The sequence below is a fragment of the Comamonas thiooxydans genome (assembly GCF_002157685.2).
GTDB classification, from domain to species: Bacteria; Pseudomonadota; Gammaproteobacteria; order Burkholderiales; family Burkholderiaceae_C; genus Comamonas; species Comamonas testosteroni_H.
Genome location: NZ_AP026738.1, coordinates 3,465,262 through 3,485,710, shown reverse-complemented (window position 1 = coordinate 3,485,710; position 20,449 = coordinate 3,465,262). Strand labels below are relative to the sequence as shown.

20 protein-coding genes and 1 riboswitch are annotated in these 20,449 nt (G+C 56.0%); of the genes, 9 read left to right on the top strand and 11 right to left on the bottom strand.

What is annotated here, in order from left to right:
- Positions 1-95: 95 nt before the first annotated feature.
- The 7 genes from CTR2_RS16115 to nikR all read right to left on the bottom strand — a co-directional run bounded on the left by CTR2_RS16115 (position 96) and on the right by nikR (position 7,628).
- Complete coding sequence (locus CTR2_RS16115; protein ID WP_087082687.1) at positions 96-596, bottom strand: copper uptake system-associated protein; 501 nt, start codon at positions 594-596, stop codon at positions 96-98.
- Positions 597-624: 28 nt separating this feature from the next.
- Positions 625-2,616: a TonB-dependent receptor gene (locus CTR2_RS16110; protein ID WP_087082689.1), complete on the bottom strand. Its 1,992-nt coding sequence runs from the start codon at positions 2,614-2,616 to the stop codon at positions 625-627.
- Positions 2,617-2,690: 74 nt separating this feature from the next.
- On the bottom strand, positions 2,691-3,050 hold the full coding sequence (locus tag CTR2_RS27580) for a DUF2946 family protein (RefSeq protein ID WP_140401010.1): 360 nt from the start codon (positions 3,048-3,050) through the stop codon (positions 2,691-2,693).
- A gap of 132 nt (positions 3,051-3,182) precedes the next feature.
- On the bottom strand, positions 3,183-3,656 hold the full coding sequence (locus CTR2_RS16105) for a copper chaperone PCu(A)C (RefSeq protein ID WP_087082693.1): 474 nt from the start codon (positions 3,654-3,656) through the stop codon (positions 3,183-3,185).
- 36 nt (positions 3,657-3,692) lie between these two features.
- Positions 3,693-4,298, bottom strand: coding sequence for an SCO family protein (locus CTR2_RS16100; protein WP_087082695.1), 606 nt, complete (start codon positions 4,296-4,298; stop codon positions 3,693-3,695).
- Positions 4,299-5,030: 732 nt separating this feature from the next.
- Positions 5,031-7,088, bottom strand: coding sequence for a TonB-dependent receptor (locus CTR2_RS16095; RefSeq protein WP_087082698.1), 2,058 nt, complete (start codon positions 7,086-7,088; stop codon positions 5,031-5,033).
- Between the two features lie 99 nt (positions 7,089-7,187).
- Positions 7,188-7,628 carry a nickel-responsive transcriptional regulator NikR gene (gene nikR, locus CTR2_RS16090; RefSeq protein WP_087082700.1) on the bottom strand — a complete coding sequence of 147 codons (441 nt, stop codon included), beginning with the start codon at positions 7,626-7,628 and terminating at the stop codon, positions 7,188-7,190.
- Between the two features lie 894 nt (positions 7,629-8,522).
- On the opposite strand from nikR, the gene CTR2_RS16085 reads away from it, so the two are divergent.
- Entirely contained in the window at positions 8,523-9,350 is an 828-nt protein-coding gene (locus CTR2_RS16085) for an AlpA family phage regulatory protein (protein ID WP_087082702.1), read from the top strand.
- Between the two features lie 143 nt (positions 9,351-9,493).
- Here CTR2_RS16085 and CTR2_RS16080 read toward each other — a convergent pair whose 3' ends face one another.
- Together CTR2_RS16080 and CTR2_RS16075 are read right to left on the bottom strand one after the other, a co-directional pair.
- Positions 9,494-10,258 carry a response regulator transcription factor gene (locus CTR2_RS16080; protein WP_087084548.1) on the bottom strand — a complete coding sequence of 255 codons (765 nt, stop codon included), beginning with the start codon at positions 10,256-10,258 and terminating at the stop codon, positions 9,494-9,496.
- A 482-nt stretch (positions 10,259-10,740) separates the two neighbouring features.
- On the bottom strand, positions 10,741-10,947 hold the full coding sequence (locus CTR2_RS16075; RefSeq protein ID WP_140401011.1) for a hypothetical protein: 207 nt from the start codon (positions 10,945-10,947) through the stop codon (positions 10,741-10,743).
- Here CTR2_RS16075 and CTR2_RS16070 point away from each other — a divergent pair.
- From CTR2_RS16070 to CTR2_RS16060, 3 genes are all read left to right on the top strand, one after another.
- Complete coding sequence (locus tag CTR2_RS16070; protein ID WP_254913289.1) at positions 10,847-11,470, top strand: hypothetical protein; 624 nt, start codon at positions 10,847-10,849, stop codon at positions 11,468-11,470. The two genes, CTR2_RS16075 and CTR2_RS16070, sit on opposite strands and share 101 nt — an antisense overlap.
- Before the next feature lie 331 nt (positions 11,471-11,801).
- Positions 11,802-12,287 (top strand): hypothetical protein, encoded by a 486-nt coding sequence (locus CTR2_RS16065; RefSeq protein WP_254913290.1) that lies wholly within the window; start codon positions 11,802-11,804, stop codon positions 12,285-12,287.
- A gap of 30 nt (positions 12,288-12,317) precedes the next feature.
- On the top strand, positions 12,318-12,650 hold the full coding sequence (locus CTR2_RS16060) for a hypothetical protein (RefSeq protein WP_012837637.1): 333 nt from the start codon (positions 12,318-12,320) through the stop codon (positions 12,648-12,650).
- Between the two features lie 684 nt (positions 12,651-13,334).
- Here CTR2_RS16060 and CTR2_RS16055 read toward each other — a convergent pair.
- Positions 13,335-13,847 carry a GNAT family N-acetyltransferase gene (locus CTR2_RS16055; protein ID WP_087082706.1) on the bottom strand — a complete coding sequence of 171 codons (513 nt, stop codon included), beginning with the start codon at positions 13,845-13,847 and terminating at the stop codon, positions 13,335-13,337.
- Between the two features lie 67 nt (positions 13,848-13,914).
- A riboswitch (cobalamin riboswitch) is annotated at positions 13,915-14,139 on the top strand.
- An 88-nt stretch (positions 14,140-14,227) separates the two neighbouring features.
- Between CTR2_RS16055 and CTR2_RS16050 the strand changes: the two genes are divergently transcribed.
- The 5 genes from CTR2_RS16050 to CTR2_RS16030 are packed head-to-tail and all read left to right on the top strand — an operon-like array spanning position 14,228 to position 19,083.
- Positions 14,228-15,277, top strand: coding sequence for an ABC transporter substrate-binding protein (locus tag CTR2_RS16050; protein ID WP_476390645.1), 1,050 nt, complete (start codon positions 14,228-14,230; stop codon positions 15,275-15,277).
- 52 nt (positions 15,278-15,329) lie between these two features.
- Entirely contained in the window at positions 15,330-16,406 is a 1,077-nt protein-coding gene (locus CTR2_RS16045) for a FecCD family ABC transporter permease (protein ID WP_087082710.1), read from the top strand.
- Positions 16,403-17,206 (top strand): ABC transporter ATP-binding protein, encoded by an 804-nt coding sequence (locus tag CTR2_RS16040; RefSeq protein ID WP_087082712.1) that lies wholly within the window; start codon positions 16,403-16,405, stop codon positions 17,204-17,206. Before CTR2_RS16045 ends, CTR2_RS16040 begins: the two co-directional genes overlap by 4 nt.
- Positions 17,203-17,679: a pseudoazurin gene (locus tag CTR2_RS16035; RefSeq protein ID WP_254913292.1), complete on the top strand. Its 477-nt coding sequence runs from the start codon at positions 17,203-17,205 to the stop codon at positions 17,677-17,679. The genes CTR2_RS16040 and CTR2_RS16035 overlap by 4 nt, the downstream gene beginning before the upstream one ends.
- Before the next feature lie 9 nt (positions 17,680-17,688).
- Positions 17,689-19,083, top strand: coding sequence for an OprD family outer membrane porin (locus CTR2_RS16030; RefSeq protein ID WP_310220747.1), 1,395 nt, complete (start codon positions 17,689-17,691; stop codon positions 19,081-19,083).
- A gap of 291 nt (positions 19,084-19,374) precedes the next feature.
- On the opposite strand, the gene CTR2_RS16025 is transcribed toward CTR2_RS16030, so the two are convergent.
- A complete protein-coding gene (locus CTR2_RS16025; protein WP_087082718.1) occupies positions 19,375-20,403 on the bottom strand; it encodes a methionine synthase in 1,029 nt (342 codons plus the stop codon).
- Between the last annotated feature and the right edge of the window lie 46 nt (positions 20,404-20,449).

The following is a 20,449-nucleotide window of genomic DNA, read 5'->3' as shown; positions in this document are numbered from 1 at the left end:
GGAATCGAGCGAGAGTCACGTTAAGCCAAATAGGGTGAGGAAAGCTGCAAATGCCAATGGATGAAGCAGTTGGTCAGTTGCAGCTCCAGTTCATTTCAATGAGTGTTTCCAGTCGAGTGCGCAGGGTGAGCACCATGCGGGTCCATTTGGACCATCCCGTCAAAAGAGGAGAACAGCGCACGTTGCTTGGGTGTCATGGCAGCCTCGGCTTGTGCCACGTTCCACGCCAGTTGGCTTGCGGCAGTTGCTGACAAGCCAGCCATTTCAAGCATCTTGGGGTCTTTGAGACCATCGCCTCCGCATGCGGCAACCGTCCACTGGCCATGAGCGTTGCGCTTGAGCAAAGCACGTCCACCGCGGCTGCCCTGGATCCATCCTGCAACAGCATGCGAACCCAGGATGGAGACTGGGGCCACTTCAAGTCTCGAATCAGGCTTGTCCCAGATATCCTTCATCGCGCGTTGAATCGCAGTTGACTCGGTGGATTCGGCAGACGAGGAAGCAGGCGTTGCTGCAAACGCCTGAGTCGCTAGCAACCCTGGGGCCGTGGCAAAGCAAAGGGCCAAGGCCAAGCCTTTGCATGTGAATCTATTCATGAGTGTGTTCCTATGCACTGGGTCGGAATCAGAAGCTGGCAGCAAGGCCGATTTGTGCGGCCCGGCCCGGCATGGGATAGCCTGGGCGGTACGCGTACTTTCGATCGAACAGGTTCTCTAGTGCCAGGAAGACTTCACCCTTGGAGCCAAGCGCCGGCAAGGGATAAGCCATGCGCAAATTCGCCACGGCAAAAGAGCCTACTTTCTCGGTATTGAGAGCATCCGCTGCCCGCGCGCGGCTGAGTGCCCAAACCTGGGATTGATACTGCGCGTCAAAGGCGATACGTATCGGGCCCGCTTTGCCGTTCACGCCAATCGTCAGTGCACGACGAGGGCTGTAAGGCAAGTTATCGATACTGGGATCCAGCAGCGTTATCGCGGCAAAGCCAGACCAGTTTTTGCCCAGCGCCTGTCGCATTGACAATTCCATGCCGCGCATCCGATAGCTACCAAGATTGATGAACTGGGGAGGCGGAGGCAGGCTAGGCGGGAAACCGAAGACATACCGATTCTTCACCTTGTCCTGGAACACACTGGCATCGAATTGCGTGGAATCCGATGCAGTCCATTTGAATCCCACTTCGGCATGATCCATTTCTTCGGCTGATAGCTGCTTCCAGGTGGAGCCGAGTGCCGGGATGAGAGACGCCAGAAGCGGCGTTTCCAGGCCCGGGTAGTTGATGCCACGCGAGACATTGGCATAGAACGTGAGCCTCTCCGAGGCGAGAGACAAACCTGCGTGTGGCGCAGTCTTGTTGCCGAACTGACTATGCTCGTAAAGTCTCAATCCGGCAGAAGGCACAAGGCTCCATGCACTTGACAGCGGAATGTCCTGACTGAGCCCGATATATGGCGAGGTGATCCTGAATGTCGGCGCATCGAAGTAGCCGCTGGGAGCAGGGGATATGCGCCTGAACGTGGCATCGCCCGAGATCTGATCGTGGTCGATGCCGGCAATGACGCTCCCGCCTTTCCATGGGGAAAATTGCTCCTTCCAACGCAGGCCACTCATCCGGAATTTGTTGATGCTGTCGCCGTCCGGTGCCGGCTGGTTGAGCCAATCGCCCCGTCCCTGGCTGCTGTAGAACTTGAGCTCGCCGCGCCAATCCCCATGCTCATGGGAAACCGAGGTGCTGAGCATGCTGGCCTTGGTGTTGTACTGAGGCGCTACAGCCGGAGCGGCAAGACGCGCATCACCAGGGTCGCGGGCTTTGTTGTCCACATGTAGGAAGCTGGCTGCAATGGACCAGTTGCTATCCAAGCGATAGCCGATGCGTCCCATGAGGTTGCTCAGCTGGCCGTCTGCATTCGTGCGGTGGCCATCAGAACGCGCAAATCCTTGGGCAAGACTCCAATCCAGGTTGCCGCTCTTGCCCAGCAGCGTCGCCTGCTCGGTGACAGTGCCATAGGAGCCGGCAGAAATTCGTGCATCACCTTGCACCCCATCTTCTGTGGCGCGGCGAGTCTCTAGGTTGATGGAGGAAAAGTTGTTGCCGTTGATCTGAGGCTGAGGACTCTTGTAAACGGTGATGGCCTGCATGCCATTGGCCGGCAGCAAATCCAGCAACGGATGGCTCCACAGCCCCATGTAAAACGGTACGCCATCGATATAGGTCTTGATTTCACTGCCTGGACGGCTGACGCCCATGCCTCGAATGTAGACAGCACCACCTTGGTCGCCGCCGAAAGCGCCGACCGGGTTGTAGCGCGAGATCTGAACGCCGGGCGTGCGCCGCAGTGCCGACGCCAAGTCCACGGCATTTTGATCGCGCAGCTGCTCTTGCGTAATGACGGCGGAGCTGGAGGAGAACGGGTCGAGCTCCAACTCCTCAACCACTGGGCGAGCATTCACGGTCACAGTGGGAAGCTGGGCCTGTGATGACTCATCGCTGCCAGCGGCAATTGAATTGGCTTGTTTTGAAGACGGTGTACTTGCAGGCTGAGCACCGGCAACCGGCGCAGAGCAAGCAAAAACACAGGCAATGCCCAGCGGAAGGGGCGAAGAAAGAGAAGAATACATAGTGATTTCTGTTCAGGCTCCTTGGGGAGCACACGAAAAACGGCGCCGGCACAAGCAAGCTTGAGTCGGGTGGTCTAAGCAGAAATCGTTGGTGGAGGTCCGCGCGGCAATGAGGGTTGCCAGGGCGGATCGGGAAGCTCAATCGTCGCTACGGGTGCCGGCGCAAGCACATTGGTAGGACGTAAAACCTCCGGCATCTGGACGACAACCGGTAGTAGCGCGAGGCTGGCGTGCAAACGGCAATACGGACATTCAGCGGACGGTGAGGCAGAAGGGGCGGGTTTGCCGTCCTCTGAAGCCAGACTGCCATCGTCGTGATCAAGCTGTACAAACCGAGTGCCGAGACTGGTGCATACCTGGACCCAGCTTCCCCCGGAGGAGCCCATGGCCTGAGCCAGCGGTGCCGCGAGCCACCCCCAGATCAGCGCGAGCATGACCAACCTGACGCACCGAGTGCGCCAGGAAGCATGGCTGATAAGCGGAAGTGGCAAGAGCACGGCTATTGAGTTACGGATAGGGGACGGCGTGGGATGAAACCCCTAGCACTTGGCTGAGACCAGCCTCAATCAGTGTGTATGGCCGCCGTGGCTGGCAGGAGCTGCGTTGCTATTGAGCGGTCGCACGGGGGCCTGAACCTCGACTGTCTCGCGCTTTCCATCTTTGCCTTCAAAGCTCAAGGTCAGGGAGACGGTGTCCCCCACGCTGACAGGCTTTTGCAGGTTCATCAACATGACGTGATAGCTACCAGGCTTGAGCTCTACAACCTTGCCCGCAGGCAGCTCGATTGCAGGCACTTGGCGCATCTTCATCACGTTGTCCTGCATTGCCATCTCATGCACCTCAACGTTGGGCGTGAGGGGTGAGCTCGCAGAGACCAGCTTGGTATCTTTCGTTGATTGCAGTTGCATAAAGGCACCAGTAGCCTTTTGCTGAGGAACCGTGGCCCTTACCCAGGCGTCTTTGACAGTGACTTGGGCCTGGGCAGCGGCTGCTGCGATCAGCGCGGCTGCGGCGACAAGAGAGCGAATGGCGAGTTTCATAGTGATCTCCTTGGTGTGGTTTGAGAGAGATGGGCCTTAGGCGGTATGAAGAAGCTGGCGTATGTCCTCAGCAAACTCTTGAGCGGTCTGCTGATGGCGCATTGCAAGACGTAGCTTTCCAGCCGGGTCGTAGATGTAGGTCAGTGCCGAATGGTCCATGGTGTAAGACGATCCAGTGGGCACCTTTTTGTAGAAGACTTGGAAGTCTTTGGCTGTAGCGGCAGTTCGTTCCAAGTCCCCATACAGGCCGAGGAAGCTGGGGTCGAAAGCCGCTGTGTATTCCTTCAAGACTTGCGGTGTGTCGCGCTCGGGATCGATCGTGACAAAAATCACCTGAAGACGGTCCGCGTCCTGGCCGAGAAGTTGTTTGACTTCTATCGCCCGCGACAGGGCAGTAGGGCAAACGTCAGGACACTGTGTGAAGCCAAAAAAGATCATCACCGCCTGGCCCTTGAAGTCAGCAAGCGTGCGTTCTCGTCCCTCTGGGTCTTTCAAGCGGAAGTCATGTCCGTAAGTCGACCCGGTGACATTGAGGCCGTGGAAACTCGTCACTTTTTGATCAGAGCAACCGGCGAGCGCCGCAGTAACAGACAGAGCTCCCCATACGAGGACGCTGCGCCGGCGACAGGCGTTTTTATGCATAACAGACTCTTTTTGAATCAGCTACCTCATCGCTCGTTGCATGGCACATGCATAGAAAGCGTCGCGTAGAGGTAGCGGTACTCGCAAAAATGCGAGCACCGAAGCTATGGGAACTGAATATGGAGACTAAGTGCGCTCACTCATGCATGCACAAAAGGCGTGCGGAGAGCCGATGCGATGGCACTGCACGATAGGCAGGCGCAGCTCAGTACCAAGCGCGTAGCTTGGTTGTTTGCGGATTCAAGCCAACGTCGGAGATGGCGGGCCGCGTGGAGGAAGTGGTGCACCTACTCGGGCTGCAAGACTGGCAGCCGCTGCGACTTGAGGCACATGAGCAGGTAGCTGGTTTGCCCCAAGCATCGCCTGGACAATAGGCAATGGCAAGGCTGCCGGAAGGCAAAGCGAGCACTCTAGAGTGTGCTGACCGGCTTGCAATGGCCGACCATCGTCATCAACAGCAACGACCGTGACGTTGCCTCCCGCAGAGCACACCAACTGCATGGAGACTGGATGGACAAGAGGCGATGCCACCGCGACACCCAAAACCACAACAAACCACGCCAGAACGAGGCGTAGCAGTAGTGGAGAGGTGCGCAGAAGATGCATGGCCGCATTATGTATGTAATTTCAGAAATCCCTGAACTGAACGGATAGACATTCCTTGCAGACTTACGGTCATGAGAGTTATTCGATCGGTTCGCCTGTGTCGGGAATGCTGCCAGTCGTGCTTTGTCAAAACTGGTACTGAACACCAGCACTCAATGTGCGCGGTGCACCAGGTGCATAGAGACGGGTACCTCCGATGACCGACGCTGTTGTCGCATAGGCCTTGTCTGCCAGATTGGCGATCTGTGCATAGATGCGGTAGTTCTGGCTGCCTCGCGCTGTATAGCTCACGCCGAGGTCCCAGGTGTTGTAGCCGCCATAAGTCACCGTATTGGCGGCATCGACTGCATAGTTACCAACCTTGCGATAGGTCACTGTCGCGGCCCATTGAGCCAGGGGCTTCCAGGTGGCACTGACAGTGCCGGTGTACTTGGGCACACCAGCGACACGATTTCCGACCAGGCTGGCAGTACCGTTTTCAGTGACCTTGGAGTTGGCACTTCCGTAGGTCATTGCCAGATCCAGAGTCCGGTGCACGGACCAGAACGCACTGGCTTCAATGCCGGTACGCCGCGTGGCTCCGTAGTTCTCATACACGCCGGGGGCAACGGCACGAATTTCGTCACTGGAGTTGAGCCGGTAGGCAGCAATATCCAGGAAGACACCCTGCAAAGGAGTCAGCTGAGCACCAATTTCAGTCTGCTTGAAAACGTTGGGGCTCACCGCAGACGCGCCCAGGGCATATTTGGCAAAGGTGCTTGGCAGCGCAAAGCCTTCAGCCCAGCTGGCTCTCAGTTGCAGAACGCCTGGCAGCACTTCGGACTTCACGCCCACCTTGGGGCTGGCATGACTCATCTTGGCCAGTGGGCCGCAGGGGTCGGAGCCCGTTTCCGGACCCAGTAGCTTGCAGCCGCCACTAAAGCGATCCCAGCGCATTCCCAGGGTTGGCGTCAATAGTCGGTGCAGAGGCACTTCTACCTCGCCAAAGGCAGAAAGGCTGTTGAGTTTGCTCTGTCTGTCGTTGATGGCGGGGCTTGTGCGAATTCGGTTGTTGGTGCCGTCGTAATACTCGTAATCGGTGCTTTCACGAAAGGTCTCAAGCCCCAGAACCCAGTTGACATGCTGGCCGGCCACATCACTGTGACCGTTCAAGCTGGTGCCCGCTCCAAACACCGTGCGATCGTAGGATTCCTCTCGCTGCTTCCAGCCGCTGCTGGTGGGCCTGGTGAACCAGCGTGTGAAGTCTTGGCGCGTCAAATACGCAAAGCTCAGGAGCTTGACCTGCGGCGAGAGCGTGTAATTCACATCAGCGCGTAGCGTTCCAAAATTCTTTTTGGAGCCATCGTTCTGGGTCCTCGGATCGATGCCATAGGGATCAGTCTTGAGCTGCGGCTCAGTGATGTAGCTGGCCGAGTTGCCGTTGGCATGGTGCAGGCGGCCAGAAAGCACGACCTCAAGATCACTCGTGAGACTATGACGCCACCGGCCCGAGACCGTGCTGCGTTCGGCATCCGATTGCGGCCGAAAGCCGTTGCTGCGTGCATGCTGCGCCGCAAAATTGATGTCATCGCCATTTTCCAGCTGGCGACCCAATGCCCATTGGCTATCAAACGTCGAGTGTGAGCCCAGTCGCAGATCCAGGTCGTTGTACACCCCACCTTTGCGAGTGTTGATGGCAACCAGACCCGAGCGATTGAAGTTGCCATACAACGGCGATACCGGCCCTTTGTAAACCGTGAGCCGGTCGATTTCCAGCGGAATGATGACGTTGAAATCAACATAGCCATCTGCATGGGACATCGCTTCATTGAGCGGGATGCCATCCAGCGCCGCTCCAATATCACCGCCATGACCGCCGCCACCGAACCCACGCATCACGATGCCATCCGCAACCCCTGGCAACTGATAGTTCTGGACATTCATCCCCGGCACATGGCGAAACAGCTCCTTGGTTTCGCTGATATGCAGGTCCTTGATCTGGGCGTTTTCGATGGTGGTCGTGGAGTATGCCGCTGACGCATCCGCCATCGCTTGGCCTTTGACCTCGATTGTGGCCAGCTCGGGATGCTCCGTACCTTGTGCTGTTGATTCGTGGGGAACGGATTGAGCCCATCCGAGAGCGGGGAATGCGGCGACTAGTGCAAGTGCCAGTACGCTGCGGGGCTTTTGAAGCATTGTTTGCATGATCCCTCCTCTGTGTAAGAAGGATCTAGCAATCTTCATACCAATCGTTCTGACCAAGCATTGCCTAGCACGAAGCTTGGACGACAGCCCTAACTTGGGTCAGTGGTGATGATGATCTGCACTATGGTGGTGCGACTGCTCGGGGAGTGCAACGATGTTAATGCTGCCATGGTGCACGCCACGCTCGGCCATGATGCTTTCCGCGAAACGGCGTACCGCTTGAGCAGAACCTTTTAAAAGCACAGTCTCTAGGCAGTTGTCGTGATCGAGATGGGCGTGGGTGGTGGAGATCGTCAACTCGTGGTGCTGATGTTGAACCCGCGCCAACCGGTCCGAGAGGTCTCGCTCGTGATGGTTGTAAACATAGGAGAGGCAGGCAATGCAGGGACCCTCAACGTTTTGGGTTTCACGAGCTTTTGCGAGATGCACGTGAAGGATGTCCCGGACAGCTTCAGAGCGATTGCCATAGCCTTTTGCGGCAATGTGCTCGTCAAACTCCTGGGCCAGTCGGTCATCAAGGGAGATAGTGAAACGTTCCATACATCTAATGGCGGACTACAGACTTGAGTATTAACACAAGTGTAGGTCTGAACCCAGGGGAGCTGGGTTGAACTCTCACGAACACAAAATGGAACACGACGTTGGCTTATCTTGACCGACGGCCAGGGATCGCCAGCACCAGTCTGCAACTGCCGATCATGCAAATAGTTCAGTGATTTTTTTGATACATAGGGGAGTCCAGCTAAGTGCTTTAGTGATGCCTGCTTTGCACATCGCCACTAGGTTGAACGACTGCAAACAGCCAGCGACTTGCGTGCCTGCGTGCGCTACGGCAGTCCGATAGAGCTGGGAAGGTAAGTTTCCTGTTGCGCCAGGTGGCCGCTTATCAGAAAACTGCGTCAATTGCCCATCGCTTATCGTTCAGACGAGTTGAAGGTCCGCCCCTGGAGCGGCGCCCCCTGTGAAACCTGTCAACTCGAGAGGGGCACATTGCAGGCTCCACGCATTACCGTCAATCGCCAGCCATGGAGATCGGGCTAGATTAAGAAGCTGCCACTCCAGAGCATTGCGTGTAGGGCTTCAAATGGAAGGACGCATGCACGATCTTGCTCTCTTCAGGTTGGGCACCCATAGCAGATTTGAAGCACTCCCTGACCGTCCAGTTTGGAAATTGGTCGCCGCCATCGGAATGAATAAACTGCGGCTTTGCGACAGGCCGACAAGCTAGTCGTTTGCACCCTAGGAGTCGGCCAGATGCTAGCAGGGTAGAGATGAAGCCTGAAGCAAACGGAGTTTCCTTAAAATACAAGACGTACGAATTTGACATGTGCTTCAGAGTCTCGCCTACATTGAAAACCTCTATCAACAACCAACACTTAGTGCGCAAAGATTAACTGCATTACACACATCGAGTGTTAGGGTTTAAGAGCCAATATGTCTACCGAGAGCACATCAGGCTTTAGCAGGAATGTCATCTCTACGGCGGAGGTCTTGGAGCGTACAGCGTTGTCAAAATCAATGCTCTACAAGCTCTTGCGGCAGGAAAAATTCCCTCTACCCACGCCGATGAGCAACAGAAGCAATGGCTGGTTTGAAGCGGATATCGAAAACTGGCTGCAGAACAGCAAAGCAACTCGCCAAGCCAATCTCACACTCCCGCTCATCTACATGGCGGGCCAAATGGGTGCAACTGAGGGCAATAGAAAGCAGGACAACGATATCTCCTGCTGGCGGATCTTCGACGTTTCCAGCTTCAATGCTCTGGGCGAGCCCGGCGCTGAAGACATACTGATCGCACCGCCGCAAGAAATGGTCTTCCATGGAACGCGCACGAGATTCATGTATTCAGGGCCGTGGAAAGCCCAAGAAACCCATGATGGACACATGCTTGAGGCCACCTCTGCTGTGCTCGACAGGGCTCGGAACGCCGCATATCGTGGTGCTCTTCAAGGCATCTCACGGGCGGATGTCGTTGTGGCGTATCTCGAAGACCTGCAAGCTTATGGCACCTTGGTTGAAATCGGCTACGCACGAGCGGCGGGCAAGAGAGTGATTGTGATTACTTCGCCAGCACTCCATAAGCCACCGCTTAACAATAGCTGGAGCAGCGGTCTATGGGTTGCTATCCGGGCTGCCGACCGACATATCGAACTGCCCGATCAACCCGGCAGTACGTCGGCAGACCACTGGAGACTGGCCCATGCACACGCGGCAATGACGATTGCCGAGTGGTATCCGAACACCGTGGTCAATATCTCCTAGCACCTGGCCTGGTTCCAGTGAGCAAAGGCTTTTAGCCACGGCTGATTCCACTCGGCCGAAACCTCACAGTCCAGCCCAGTTCAGCTCACTCGTTGAAAGCCTCGAGCAAGCCTTACCGCTGAACGATTTCATCTGTGATTGATTCAAATGATGCCTTTCAGTACCCCATGCCTAACAGCCTGCGCTCTAGTCCTGACTTGCAACTTTCGATAAATATTTTTGACATGCGTTGATACAGTCAATGCACTAATCTTCATGTAGTCCCCGATCTCATGGGTTCTTTTTCCTTGAGCAATTAATAGTAAAACTTCTTTTTCCCTATCAGTCAGCTTCTCGAATTTCTTGTTTTCAAGAGGGCTTTCCTCGGATTCGGAGTATTTAAATATTTTGGGAAGAATTTTTTTCGCAACAATTGGAGATATGGAGGCTCCGCCATTGGCCACTTCCAGTACAGCCTGCGAATAACTCCCAAGCCATGAATTCTTCAAAAAATATCCTACGACACCTTTTTTGAAAGCATCCATAGCGATGTCGTCTTTTTCGCAGGAGGAAATTGCGATACTCAACACATTGGGCATTCTCAATTGGACCAGCTCCAGCAAATCTGCCCCTTGTCCTTCGCTAAGAGACAAGTCAACGAGAAGCACATCGAACTCCTGCGCCAAGATGCCCTTGCGCGCTTCTCGGTAGCTGGAAGCCTGCCCTACCAGGATAGTCCTGGGATCACGCATAAGCTCTTGCGCGATCACGCTCCTGATGTGCCTGTCTTCATCTGCCAAGAAAACCCGAACTGGCTGGCTCTTCTGACCTTTCATGTCGGATGGCCACGTGTAACCCAGGACAGAGGAGGTGACTTCGGTGCTGCCTGCATCAAGGTACGGCCCCTTGGGCGAGTCGGAGAGGTACATGGTGACACCCGTCTGTGTAATGAAAAGTGAGAAAAACCTCCTGAAAAATAAAACGGTAGCCTGTAAAAATCTATTGAAAAGCAATAAGGAATAATATAGTTAATATTTTTACAAATTTTCACAACATAAATAGGTATTTATTTCAGGCGTCAAAGAAAGAATAGATGAAAACCCTCTATTTTTTAAAACGAAATAATAGAAATCTAATTGAATTAAAGATTACTTTTTTTAACACTGTAAGAATTTTTCAACAAGCGCTATTTCTTCAATAGCGCACCATCCACCAATAACAATGCTCAAAGCATATTTTTGTGTAGATTTCATTTGCTGGAAAATATTAGCGAATAGGGTATTACTGTTTCCCAGGCATTTTCTGAAACTGCACCTACCGAAATCATGTTTTGGAACGTAACCACGGAATCCAAAGCTTGAAGACGGTCAAACTGGCCCTTGCTTCTTAATACCTAGCACTGGTCTCTCGCTCACAAAGTCTCAGTTGTCTTGAACTCGCTATTTAAAGGAATCATCATGAAAAAGTCTCTGATTGCCATGGCGGTTATTGCGCTGGCTGGTGTTGCTTCTGCTGCTGTGAGCGGCTCAAGCATCGCTGCCACAAACACGACGTCGAGCGCATCTTCAGCTACGGTGTCGGGTGCTGCCAGCTCGGGCAACGGTGCTGCGCTGAGCATGAATAGTGCAACCTCCGGTGCAACTTCCAACGCCAATGCCGCTGGTGGTGGCATTGCTGTAGGCCCTTACGGTGCCGGTGGTGCTGCGGTCAGTGGTGGCGCAACGACCTACGGTAACGTGAAGAGCCTTTCTGCAACTTCGGGCAACGCTGTTGCGGGTGGCGGTGCTGCGACCAACGCTAACGCAGGTTCTGCAGCCCTGGCTGGCTATAGCGCAGGCCCTGTCAGCGGCGGGGCAGCTGGTGCGGCCACTTCGCACACAGCCAACCAGGTTGCCACTGGCGCTGGCCCTGGTGGCGGACTGTCCTATGTGAACAGCAATGCTGGCACCACTTCCGGTTATGGCGCAACTTCGGCAGCTATTTCTGGGCCTGGCGGCGCATGGACCAACACCGGATCGGGCGCAACTTCGGTGGGTACCGTCCATCAGAACGCTGGAGCATTTGGCAACGCTGGCTACTTCTCCAACGGCGGTGGCACCTCCGGTACTGCCGGTGCAGGCTCAGCGGCCAATGCCAACTAAGGCAGCTGTCCCAAGATAGTTGTGTTTGTCCCGAGCCTGGCTGCCTGGCCGGGCTCGGGCAACGTAGGAGCAAAGCATGAAATTCTCAATAGCTCTGTTAAGTCTTTGCGTTCCTTTGTGCAGTTATGCGCAAAGTGCCGACAGCAGCGCGCAAAGCTCCTCCAACTCCTCATCCGTAGGGGCGCAACAGAACCAGTCGGTCACTATTGTCAATCCGGTTGCATCTCCGGCAGAGAGCCGATCAACGGCCACGATGGAGAGCAGATCCACTTCAACGTCAGATCAGAACATAACAACGAGTGGAACGACCACGCAAAACCTGAATAACACGGTGTCAGGAACGTCCAAGAACATCGTCGAGTACAGCGGCACATACACACTGAAGAACGTTCCCAGCGTGAGCGGTCCCAACCTCACAACCAGCAATGACACCTGCATGGGCAGCAGCAGCGGCAGTGCCAACGGCCCTGGCTTTGGCGTGAGCTTCGGCACAACCTGGACGGATGAGCATTGCAAGCGCCTGAAAATGAGCCGCGAGCTCTGGAACAAGGGCATGAAGGCCGCCTCGCTGGCTATGGACTGCATGGATCCTGCCGCTCGCGTGGCACTGGAGATCACGGGGTCGAAATGCCCGCAATCCATGACCGCAGATGAGCGTCGGAACAACTACGGGCCGGATGCTTCGGCACAAGGTAGCCCAACTCCTGCTGCGCCCCCTTCAGAGGCCCAGTCAAGTTTTGCACCGGAAGTCACTCGACCTGCGGCTGCCACCTCTGTGATGGAAGATCCACGTACAGCACAGCTGTACGACAACTAGCAGGCGTGATTCCTAATCTAGGAGACCGCTATGGGCAAGACTCTAGCTCTTTTAGCGATTGCACTATGCTGCGCTTCGTCTTTGGCTGCACCCGACTCTAGAGCCATCAATGAACCGTTGAGCATTCAACGCCAGGTCTTTGGCAGCGGTGAACAAGGTGCGACAGGGATGCAGCAAGCCGAGCCAGTGGGTGACTATGGAGTGTGGCATGTACCGCAGTACCTGCCTGGTTACCCTACTGCAGCAACGATCTGGCCCCGCGCCATACCTGTGAAATGCAAGGACAGGCAATGCGAAGGCTATGCGATTACCCCGCAGATGGGGCCAGGTGAGTACCTGTTTTTTGTGCCGACAAGCGAATAGACTGGTCAAAGGCATCACAGGGCGACAGCACTCGATTAGTGCTAACCGCAACTCACCTAACAAGGGCGGCTTCGTGCCGCCCTTGTTGATATTTGGTGTGCAGTTACGTAGCCACTCACCACTTATAAACGCACATACAGAGGACCTGTACGCGAGAACAGCGGGATGAGACAACACACCACAATCATTGGTGCAACGCGATTGTTCAGAGCAGCACCAAAATAAAGCCTTGCGCCCAGAGATCGACGCTGACACGCATTTCGAGGTGATTTCTCAGTGCCACCTGCTTTCAGTGATGTGCAGTACACAGAACGCGGCTGAGATGTAGGACGCCTATCGCTTTATTCATAGCAGCACATCGCCCTATATGCAGTCAAATAGCTACATTTAGGCGCGGGCGGGCGCATCAATTTTCAAGGGTGAACTGAAACGCTAGCGCCAGTCTGCATGGATCTACAACAATGACCAAAATCTAAAGATGCCAGACCTCTTGAGTCGTGTGCGGGAAAATAGCACGAATGCCGGATGTGGCCCCAAAGAAATTGGTAGCGCGGCTGAGGGAGTAGGTTCGAGCGCGAGGATAAAGACTGGACTTCCGGCCCGTGGGTAAACGGCGCCAGTGAAGAATATACATCTGACTCAACTCCTGGCAAACAGCCCTTTCAGGAATGCCCAAGGAACTGATCAGACCTCTTTATGCACTTCAAGCATACGTTGCATATGAATGGTTTGCCATAGCGGATCTGCTTCGCGGTCGATCACCTCGAAGCCTTGGGTCTGCCAGAACTCGACGGCCCCTGGCAAGAAGGGATGTGTGTGGAGGTAGAGCACTTGCACCTGTTGAGCCTGTGCATGTAGCTTCAATGCATCCACTAGTGCACCACCCACGCCGGATCGTCGAAACTCTGGGGCGACAAACAAGCGCACTAGCTCAACCACCTTCAACTGATGAAAGTTCAGTTGGGGAAATCTGCTGTCGTAGTCCCGGCAAGCAATCGTGGCCTGTACCCTTTGCTGGGAGTCGAGCGCTGCCAACATGCAACCGCTGCCTGAGAGGTAGGTCTCTTCGAAATAGCGCAGGTCCGGAGGAATTTCCAGCGTGTTGCCTCGCCCGGCGAACATGGCAATGCGTGCTTTTTGCAGAAAATCTTGAACCTTGTGCAACTCGCCAACACGCTGGATAGAAAAGCTGTTCATGCGGGACTTAGATAGGAGATCTGAGCGCATTCGGCACTTTGACCTAGGACTGTTGCTACAAAATCAGCTACATTACCGCAACTTTGGTTTCGCCAGAACATGCATGCGCACTCACGAATGCATGAGGGAATCCAGGGTCAGGTGCTCTTTGACACCGGCCCATGAAATGGAACTGCCCCCGCAACTGTAGGCAATGAGCCAACCATCACACAGCCACTGAACCTATGTTTGGGAAGGCGATGGCCAGCGATGATTTGCCAGTCAGGAGACCTGCCAGAGTACCAACCAATCATTGCCGGCGGGGTGTCCGGGAAGTGAGCATTTTCATCGCTCCGGTACCGCGTTGCTGATTCAGGCAGGCTGCAGGCGCATGGCTTGCTATGTCTTCCAGGGGGCTTCCGCCGCTTCTGGAGAGATATCCGATGCTGCTTCGAAGCCTTGCCGCCGCTGCCTTGCTCGCCTGCTCATGGTCTGCTTACGCGACAGACTATCCTTTGCAGCTGCAAAACTGCAGCTACACAGTCACTCTCGACAAAGCTCCCTCATCGGTGGTCACCATCGGTCAAGCAGGCACCGAAATGCTTTATGCCCTCGGGCTGGGCGACAAGGTGGCGGGCACCGCACTCTGGTTCAATCCGGTACAGCCCCGCTTCAAAGCCATCAATGACAAGGTGCCGCGCCTGTCCGACAACATTCCCAGCTTTGAGTCGGTCATCGGCAAGCGTCCTGCCTTGGTGGTGTCGCAGTTCGAATGGATGGTGGGCAAGGATGGGGTAGTCGGTACCCGCGAGCAGTTTCATGATCTCCACATAGCCACCTATGCCATGCCGGCGGATTGCGAAGGCAAAAATAATCTGGTCGGCTCGGACGGCACACGTACCGCCAGCTACGACGTGAAGGCCTTGTACAAAAGCATCCGCCAGTTGGCGCAGGTCTTTGATGTCGAAGCCCGAGGCGAGAGCCTGGTCAAGGATTTGAGCAAACGCCAGGCTCAGGCGGTGGCCAAGGTCAAATCCTCCAAGCTCAATAACCTGTCTGCAGCACTGTGGTTCTCTAGTGCTGATCTCGCAGCCGACCCTTATATGGCTGGTAAAAACGGGGTGGCAGGCTACATGATGCAGACGCTCGGTTTGCGCAATGTCGTCGGCTCTGCAGAAGAATGGCCCACGGTGGGCTGGGAAACCATTGCCAAGGCCAACCCCTCGATCCTGATCATTGCCCGCATGGATCGCCGCCGCTTTCCTGCCGACGATTACCAGAAGAAGCTGGACTTTCTCAAGAAGGACCCTGTCACCCAGCATATGGATGCCGTCAAGAACGGTCGCATCGTGATTGTGGACGCTGACGCCCTGCAAGGCTCCATCCGCCAGGTGGATGGCATGGAGCAGATTGCCAGTGCGGTGCTGAAAATCGAAGGCCTCTCCAAATAAGCCGAGCACAGCGGATGTCGCGCTTCAGGTGCGATATCCCAATCGCAGTGGCATGAATACCTCTACGCTGACTTCAACTTGGCCAGCCATGCCGGCCAGCCAGTTCCTGCGCGCAGTCCTGCTGACGATAGCCGCAGCGGCCATGCTCTTGCTGGCCATTGTTTTGGGCATAGCCATAGGTGAGACCGATATCTCGGCCCGCATTGTGTATGAGGTGCTCACCAACCGGCTGCTTGGGACCAGCTATCCGATAGATCCGATCAACGCGGGGATCGTCTGGAATTACCGGCTGACGCGAGCCTTGGTCGCCGCCAGTTGCGGGGCTGGCCTGGCAGTCTCCGGCGTTATCTTGCAGTCGTTGCTGCGAAATGCCTTGGCGGAGCCATATCTGCTCGGTATCTCTGCAGGCGCGTCCACAGGGGCCGTGCTGGTTTCGGTGGCCGGTCTGGGGGCCGGCTTCATATCGATGACCACGGGAGCCTTTTTCGGCGCGGTGTGCGCATTTGCCTTGGTGGCACTGTTAGCCCATGCCGCCGGCGATGGGGGGTTGCGCAACGGCGGCCAGATTGTGCTGGCCGGCATTGCCGGCTCGCAGCTGTTCAATGCACTGACCTCGTTGATCATCACCAAATCCGGAAGCGCAGAGCAGGCGCGCGGCATCATGTTTTGGCTGCTTGGCAATTTGAGCGGTGTGCGCTGGCCAGACACCGCTCTGACGGCCTCGGTGGCCGTAGCTGGCGTACTGGTGTGCCTGCTACATGCCCGTTCTCTCGACGCATTTGCCTTCGGCAGCGAGTCCGCTGCGGCGCTTGGGGTACCGGTGCGCCGCGTGCAGCTGACTTTGCTGCTGGCTGCAGCGTTGATGACTGCGGTGATGGTTTCGATCGTCGGAGCTATCGGCTTCGTCGGGTTGGTTATCCCTCACTCGGCACGCCTGATTGTGGGCGTGCGCCATCGACGCCTGATCCCCGTCAGTGCAGTGATTGGAGCCATCTTCCTGATTGCTGCCGACGTGGTCTCACGTACCCTGATCGGGGGACAGGTTCTGCCCATTGGTGTGATTACCGCTCTGGTCGGTGCGCCTGTGTTCGCCTGCATCCTGCTCAGGAGCCAGAAAGGTCGCTCATGAAAGAGGCCTTTGACAAGCCGAAGAATACGGCGGCCATAGAAGCGCGGGAGATCAGCTGGAAGATCCGAGGTACCCCAATCGTTCAGCAGGTCTGCTTGCAGGTGCGTCCGGGTGAAATGCTGGGGTTGATTGGGCCGAACGGCTCTGGAAAATCCAGTCTGCTGCGTCTATTGTCAGGCGTGCTTAAACCCAACTCCGGGGAGGTTCTGCTGGAGGGCCAGCGACTGCATCAGTTGCCTCGTCGTATGGTGGCGCGCCAACTGGCTTTTGTGGCACAGACTGCCGATACTGCGGATGCCATCAGTGTGACCGAGGCGGTGGAGCTGGGGCGTACTCCCTGGCTATCAGCCATTGACCCCCTGTCGAGCGTTGATCGATCGATTGTCCGAGATGCGTTGCGCGACGTCGGACTACTCTCCAAGGCAAACAGCAACTGGAGCACCTTGTCAGGCGGGGAGCGCCAAAGGGCACACATTGCCAGGGCTCTGGCGCAGCAACCGCGCCTGTTGCTGCTGGATGAGCCCTGCAATCATCTGGACGTCCATCAACAGCTGTCACTGTTGCAGTTGATCCAGCGTCTTCCAATCACCAAGGTCGTCGCGTTGCACGACCTCAATCAAGCCATGGTCTGCGACCGGCTGGCCGTCATGCATCAGGGCCAGTTGATTCAGCTGGGCGCACCTCATGAAGTGATGAGCCCGGATTTGCTGGAGCAAGTCTTTCAAGTCCAAGTTCGCACCTTGATCGATCCGCAGGATGGCTGCCGCGTTCTGCGCTTCCAGCCAATGCCAAGTCTTTGAATCAGAAAGTTCCCGGTATGCCCGTTCTTAACTCTGCCCGCTATGCAGCCTTGCTGCTGTGCATTTGTACCGCGCCTCCGGTTGCTGCAGAAACGATAGAAATCAAAATGCTCAACCGAGGCCCCCATGGAGCCATGGTGTACGAGCCCGAGTTCGTCAAGATCGCACCTGGTGACAGCGTCAAATTTCTGGCGACCAGCAGCGGTCACGATGCAGTGTCCGTCACAGGTATGGCACCGGCAGGGGCAACGCCTTTCAGGGGCAAGACGAATCAGGAAATCACGGTCACCATGACCGAGCCTGGTCTGTATGGAGTCAAGTGTCAGCCCCACTATGCGATGGGCATGGTGATGCTGATCCAGGTCGGCGACAGCTCGTTGTCCAAGCTCTCCGTGCCGGACGACGTGCCCGAACAAGCCAAGCAGCGCTTCCAAGATATTGTTGCGCGCGCTAAAGCAACTGCTGCTCGGTAATTCAGTGTCATGAGTCCGATATCAACGCGTTCAGGCGCATCGTGCTTGCGCCTGCCTCCACAAATGAATCTGATGAGAGTCTGTCCTTTTCATCTCTATACGCTGAGCGCAACACTGCTGTGCGCAAGCGGTGCTGCAATTGCCGGTGCACAAGATGATGCCAAGGGCTTTGTCGAAGGTAGCGCACTCAATATGCAAAACCGGGTGCTTGTCGAGCAGCTCGACTATCAAAAAGGCAGCAGTTTTCGTGCTACCAGTTGGCAAAGGGGCCAGACCCTTGCTCGCGAATCAGCCTACGGGTTGATGCTCAACTATGAATCGGGCTATACCCGTGGTGTCGTTGGCATGGGATTGGATGCCCATGCCTATGGAGCCCTCAACCTGGGCACCGAAGCAGACCATGCACGCGCAACGCCTCGCTACGTGGCCAAAGACGGACAGGACATTCCTGATCGCTTCGGGCGAGCTGGCGCGGCGCTGAAAGTGCGAGTTTCGTCCACGGAACTCAAGGCGGGCGAGATGCGAACCAAGACACCGATCTTCAGTTCGTCCGACACCCGGTTGCTGCCTGAGACCAATCGGGGCTGGCAAGTCATCAGCAAAGACATCCCGACACTGACGCTGCAGGCGGGGCGATTCACCGGCTGGGCGGACCGCAATGCCCGCAAGAACGGCGCTGACTTGCTGGCCAATTATTCGGGCGTGACCAGCGGATCTTTCAGCTTCATAGGCGGCGCATGGGCGACACCCATCACCAATCTGACGCTCAGCAGCTATTACGGAAAATACGCCGATAACTGGAACACCGCCTACCTGGGCAGTTTCTACAAGCTTCCTCTGTCAGGCCAGCGTGCACTGTCGTTCAATCTGAACCTCTATCGCAGCACCGATACCGGCAAGGCCAAGTCTGGCGAGATTGACACCACCATCTGGAGCCTGATGAGCAGCTACGCCGCAGGCGCTCATAAATTCGGGCTCGGCTACCAGAAGGTCAACGGAAACAATCCGTTTGACTATGTGAATCGTGGTTCTATCTGGTTGGAGAACGCTATGCAGCTGTCCGACTTCAACGGTCCCCGCGAAGCCTCGTGGCAGCTCAAATACGACGTAGACCTAGCCGGTATCGCAACTCCAGGGCTGAGCGCAGGTGTGGCCTACACCCGAGGTTCCGGCATAGACAACAGCCATCTCAATGCTGTCTACGCCGGCTACCTCGGCTACTCAGGAGTCAATGGCAAGCATTGGGAACGAGACCTGATGGTGCGATACGTCGTGCAGCAAGGGACTGCAAAGAATCTTTCCTTGCAATTGCGCTACGGAGTGCATCGTACGAATAAAGCGCAAGGGGAAGCCAATATGAATCAGCTTCGCCTGCAAGCTGAACTGCCGTTCAGCATCTTGTAGAGCGGGCCTTCAAGACGCCGAACGACGGGACATTGGGATCAGCTGCAGAAACTGGAGTGCTACGCGGGTGTTGCCATCACTTGTGAGGCAACACCATGAATAGCTACTTAGAAAGCTGCATCTGGCCAATTGCGACAGTCTCAGAGTGAACTGTTCACCCCAGCCACTGTCACATGGCACCCATTCGTAGAACTTGATGGGCATCGAAACGTCAAGCAATGCAGAAAAGGCAAGCCGATTCACTGCATGTGTGATGCGTCGCGCCATGCTCGACGTGACAGCTGACCGGTCTCACGCGGCGGCGGCGAGACGCTCCTTGGCTAGCTTTGTGCCAGCTGCGAGAGCCTTCAGCTTGCGCCAGGCTACATCTCGGCCCATTGGTGCCAGACCGCAATTGGTGCACGGGAAGAGTCGCTCCTTGGGCACAAACTCCAGCGCGCGGCCAATGGTGTCGGCCACTTCTTCGGGCGTTTCAACCACGTCACTGGCCACATCGATTACGCCGACCATCACGTCCTTGCCGACCAGCAACTTCATCAGGTCAGGCGGCACATGGGAATGGATGCATTCCAGGCTGACCTGATCAATGCTGCTGCGGGCGAGGGCAGGGAACACCGTTTCATACTGGCGCCATTCGTCACCCAGGGTGCTTTTCCAGTCGGTATTGGCCTTGATGCCGTAGCCGTAGCAGATATGCACCGCAGTCGTGCAGATCAGACCCTGCGTAGCGCGCTCGAGCGCCTGTACGCCCCAGTCGGCGGCATCTTTCATGTAGACGTTGAAGGCGGGTTCATCGAATTGAATGATGTCCACGCCATCGGCCTGCAGTGCCAGGGCCTCCTGGTTGAGTAGCTCGGCAAAGGCGAAAGCCATTTTGACCTTGTCGCCGTAGAAGCGATCTGCCACTGTGTCGACGATGGTCATCGGACCAGGCAAAGTGAACTTCAGCTTCTTTTTGGTATGCGCGCGGGCCAACTGTGCTTCGAAGGCATGCACGCGACCTTTCAGACGCAAAGCCTGCACCACCTGAGGCACCATCGCGTCATAACGGTTGTCGCGTATGCCCATCTTGACCTTGTTATCGAAGTCAATGCCTTCGACCTGCTCCAGAAAACCGTGCACGAAGTGTTGGCGCGATTGCTCGCCGTCGCACACGATGTCCAGGCCAGCGTCTTCCTGGGCCTTGATCCACAGCAGGGTTGCGTCGGCCTTGGCCTGCAGCAGTGCATCGCCTTCGGCCATCCACTGAGGCCAGAGCTTGTTGGTTTCAGCCAGCCAGGCGGGTTTGGGCAGGCTACCGGCGATGGAGGTTTCGAACATCTTTGGATTTCTTTCTAGGAATGATGTGGAGTGAACAGGCTTCGGG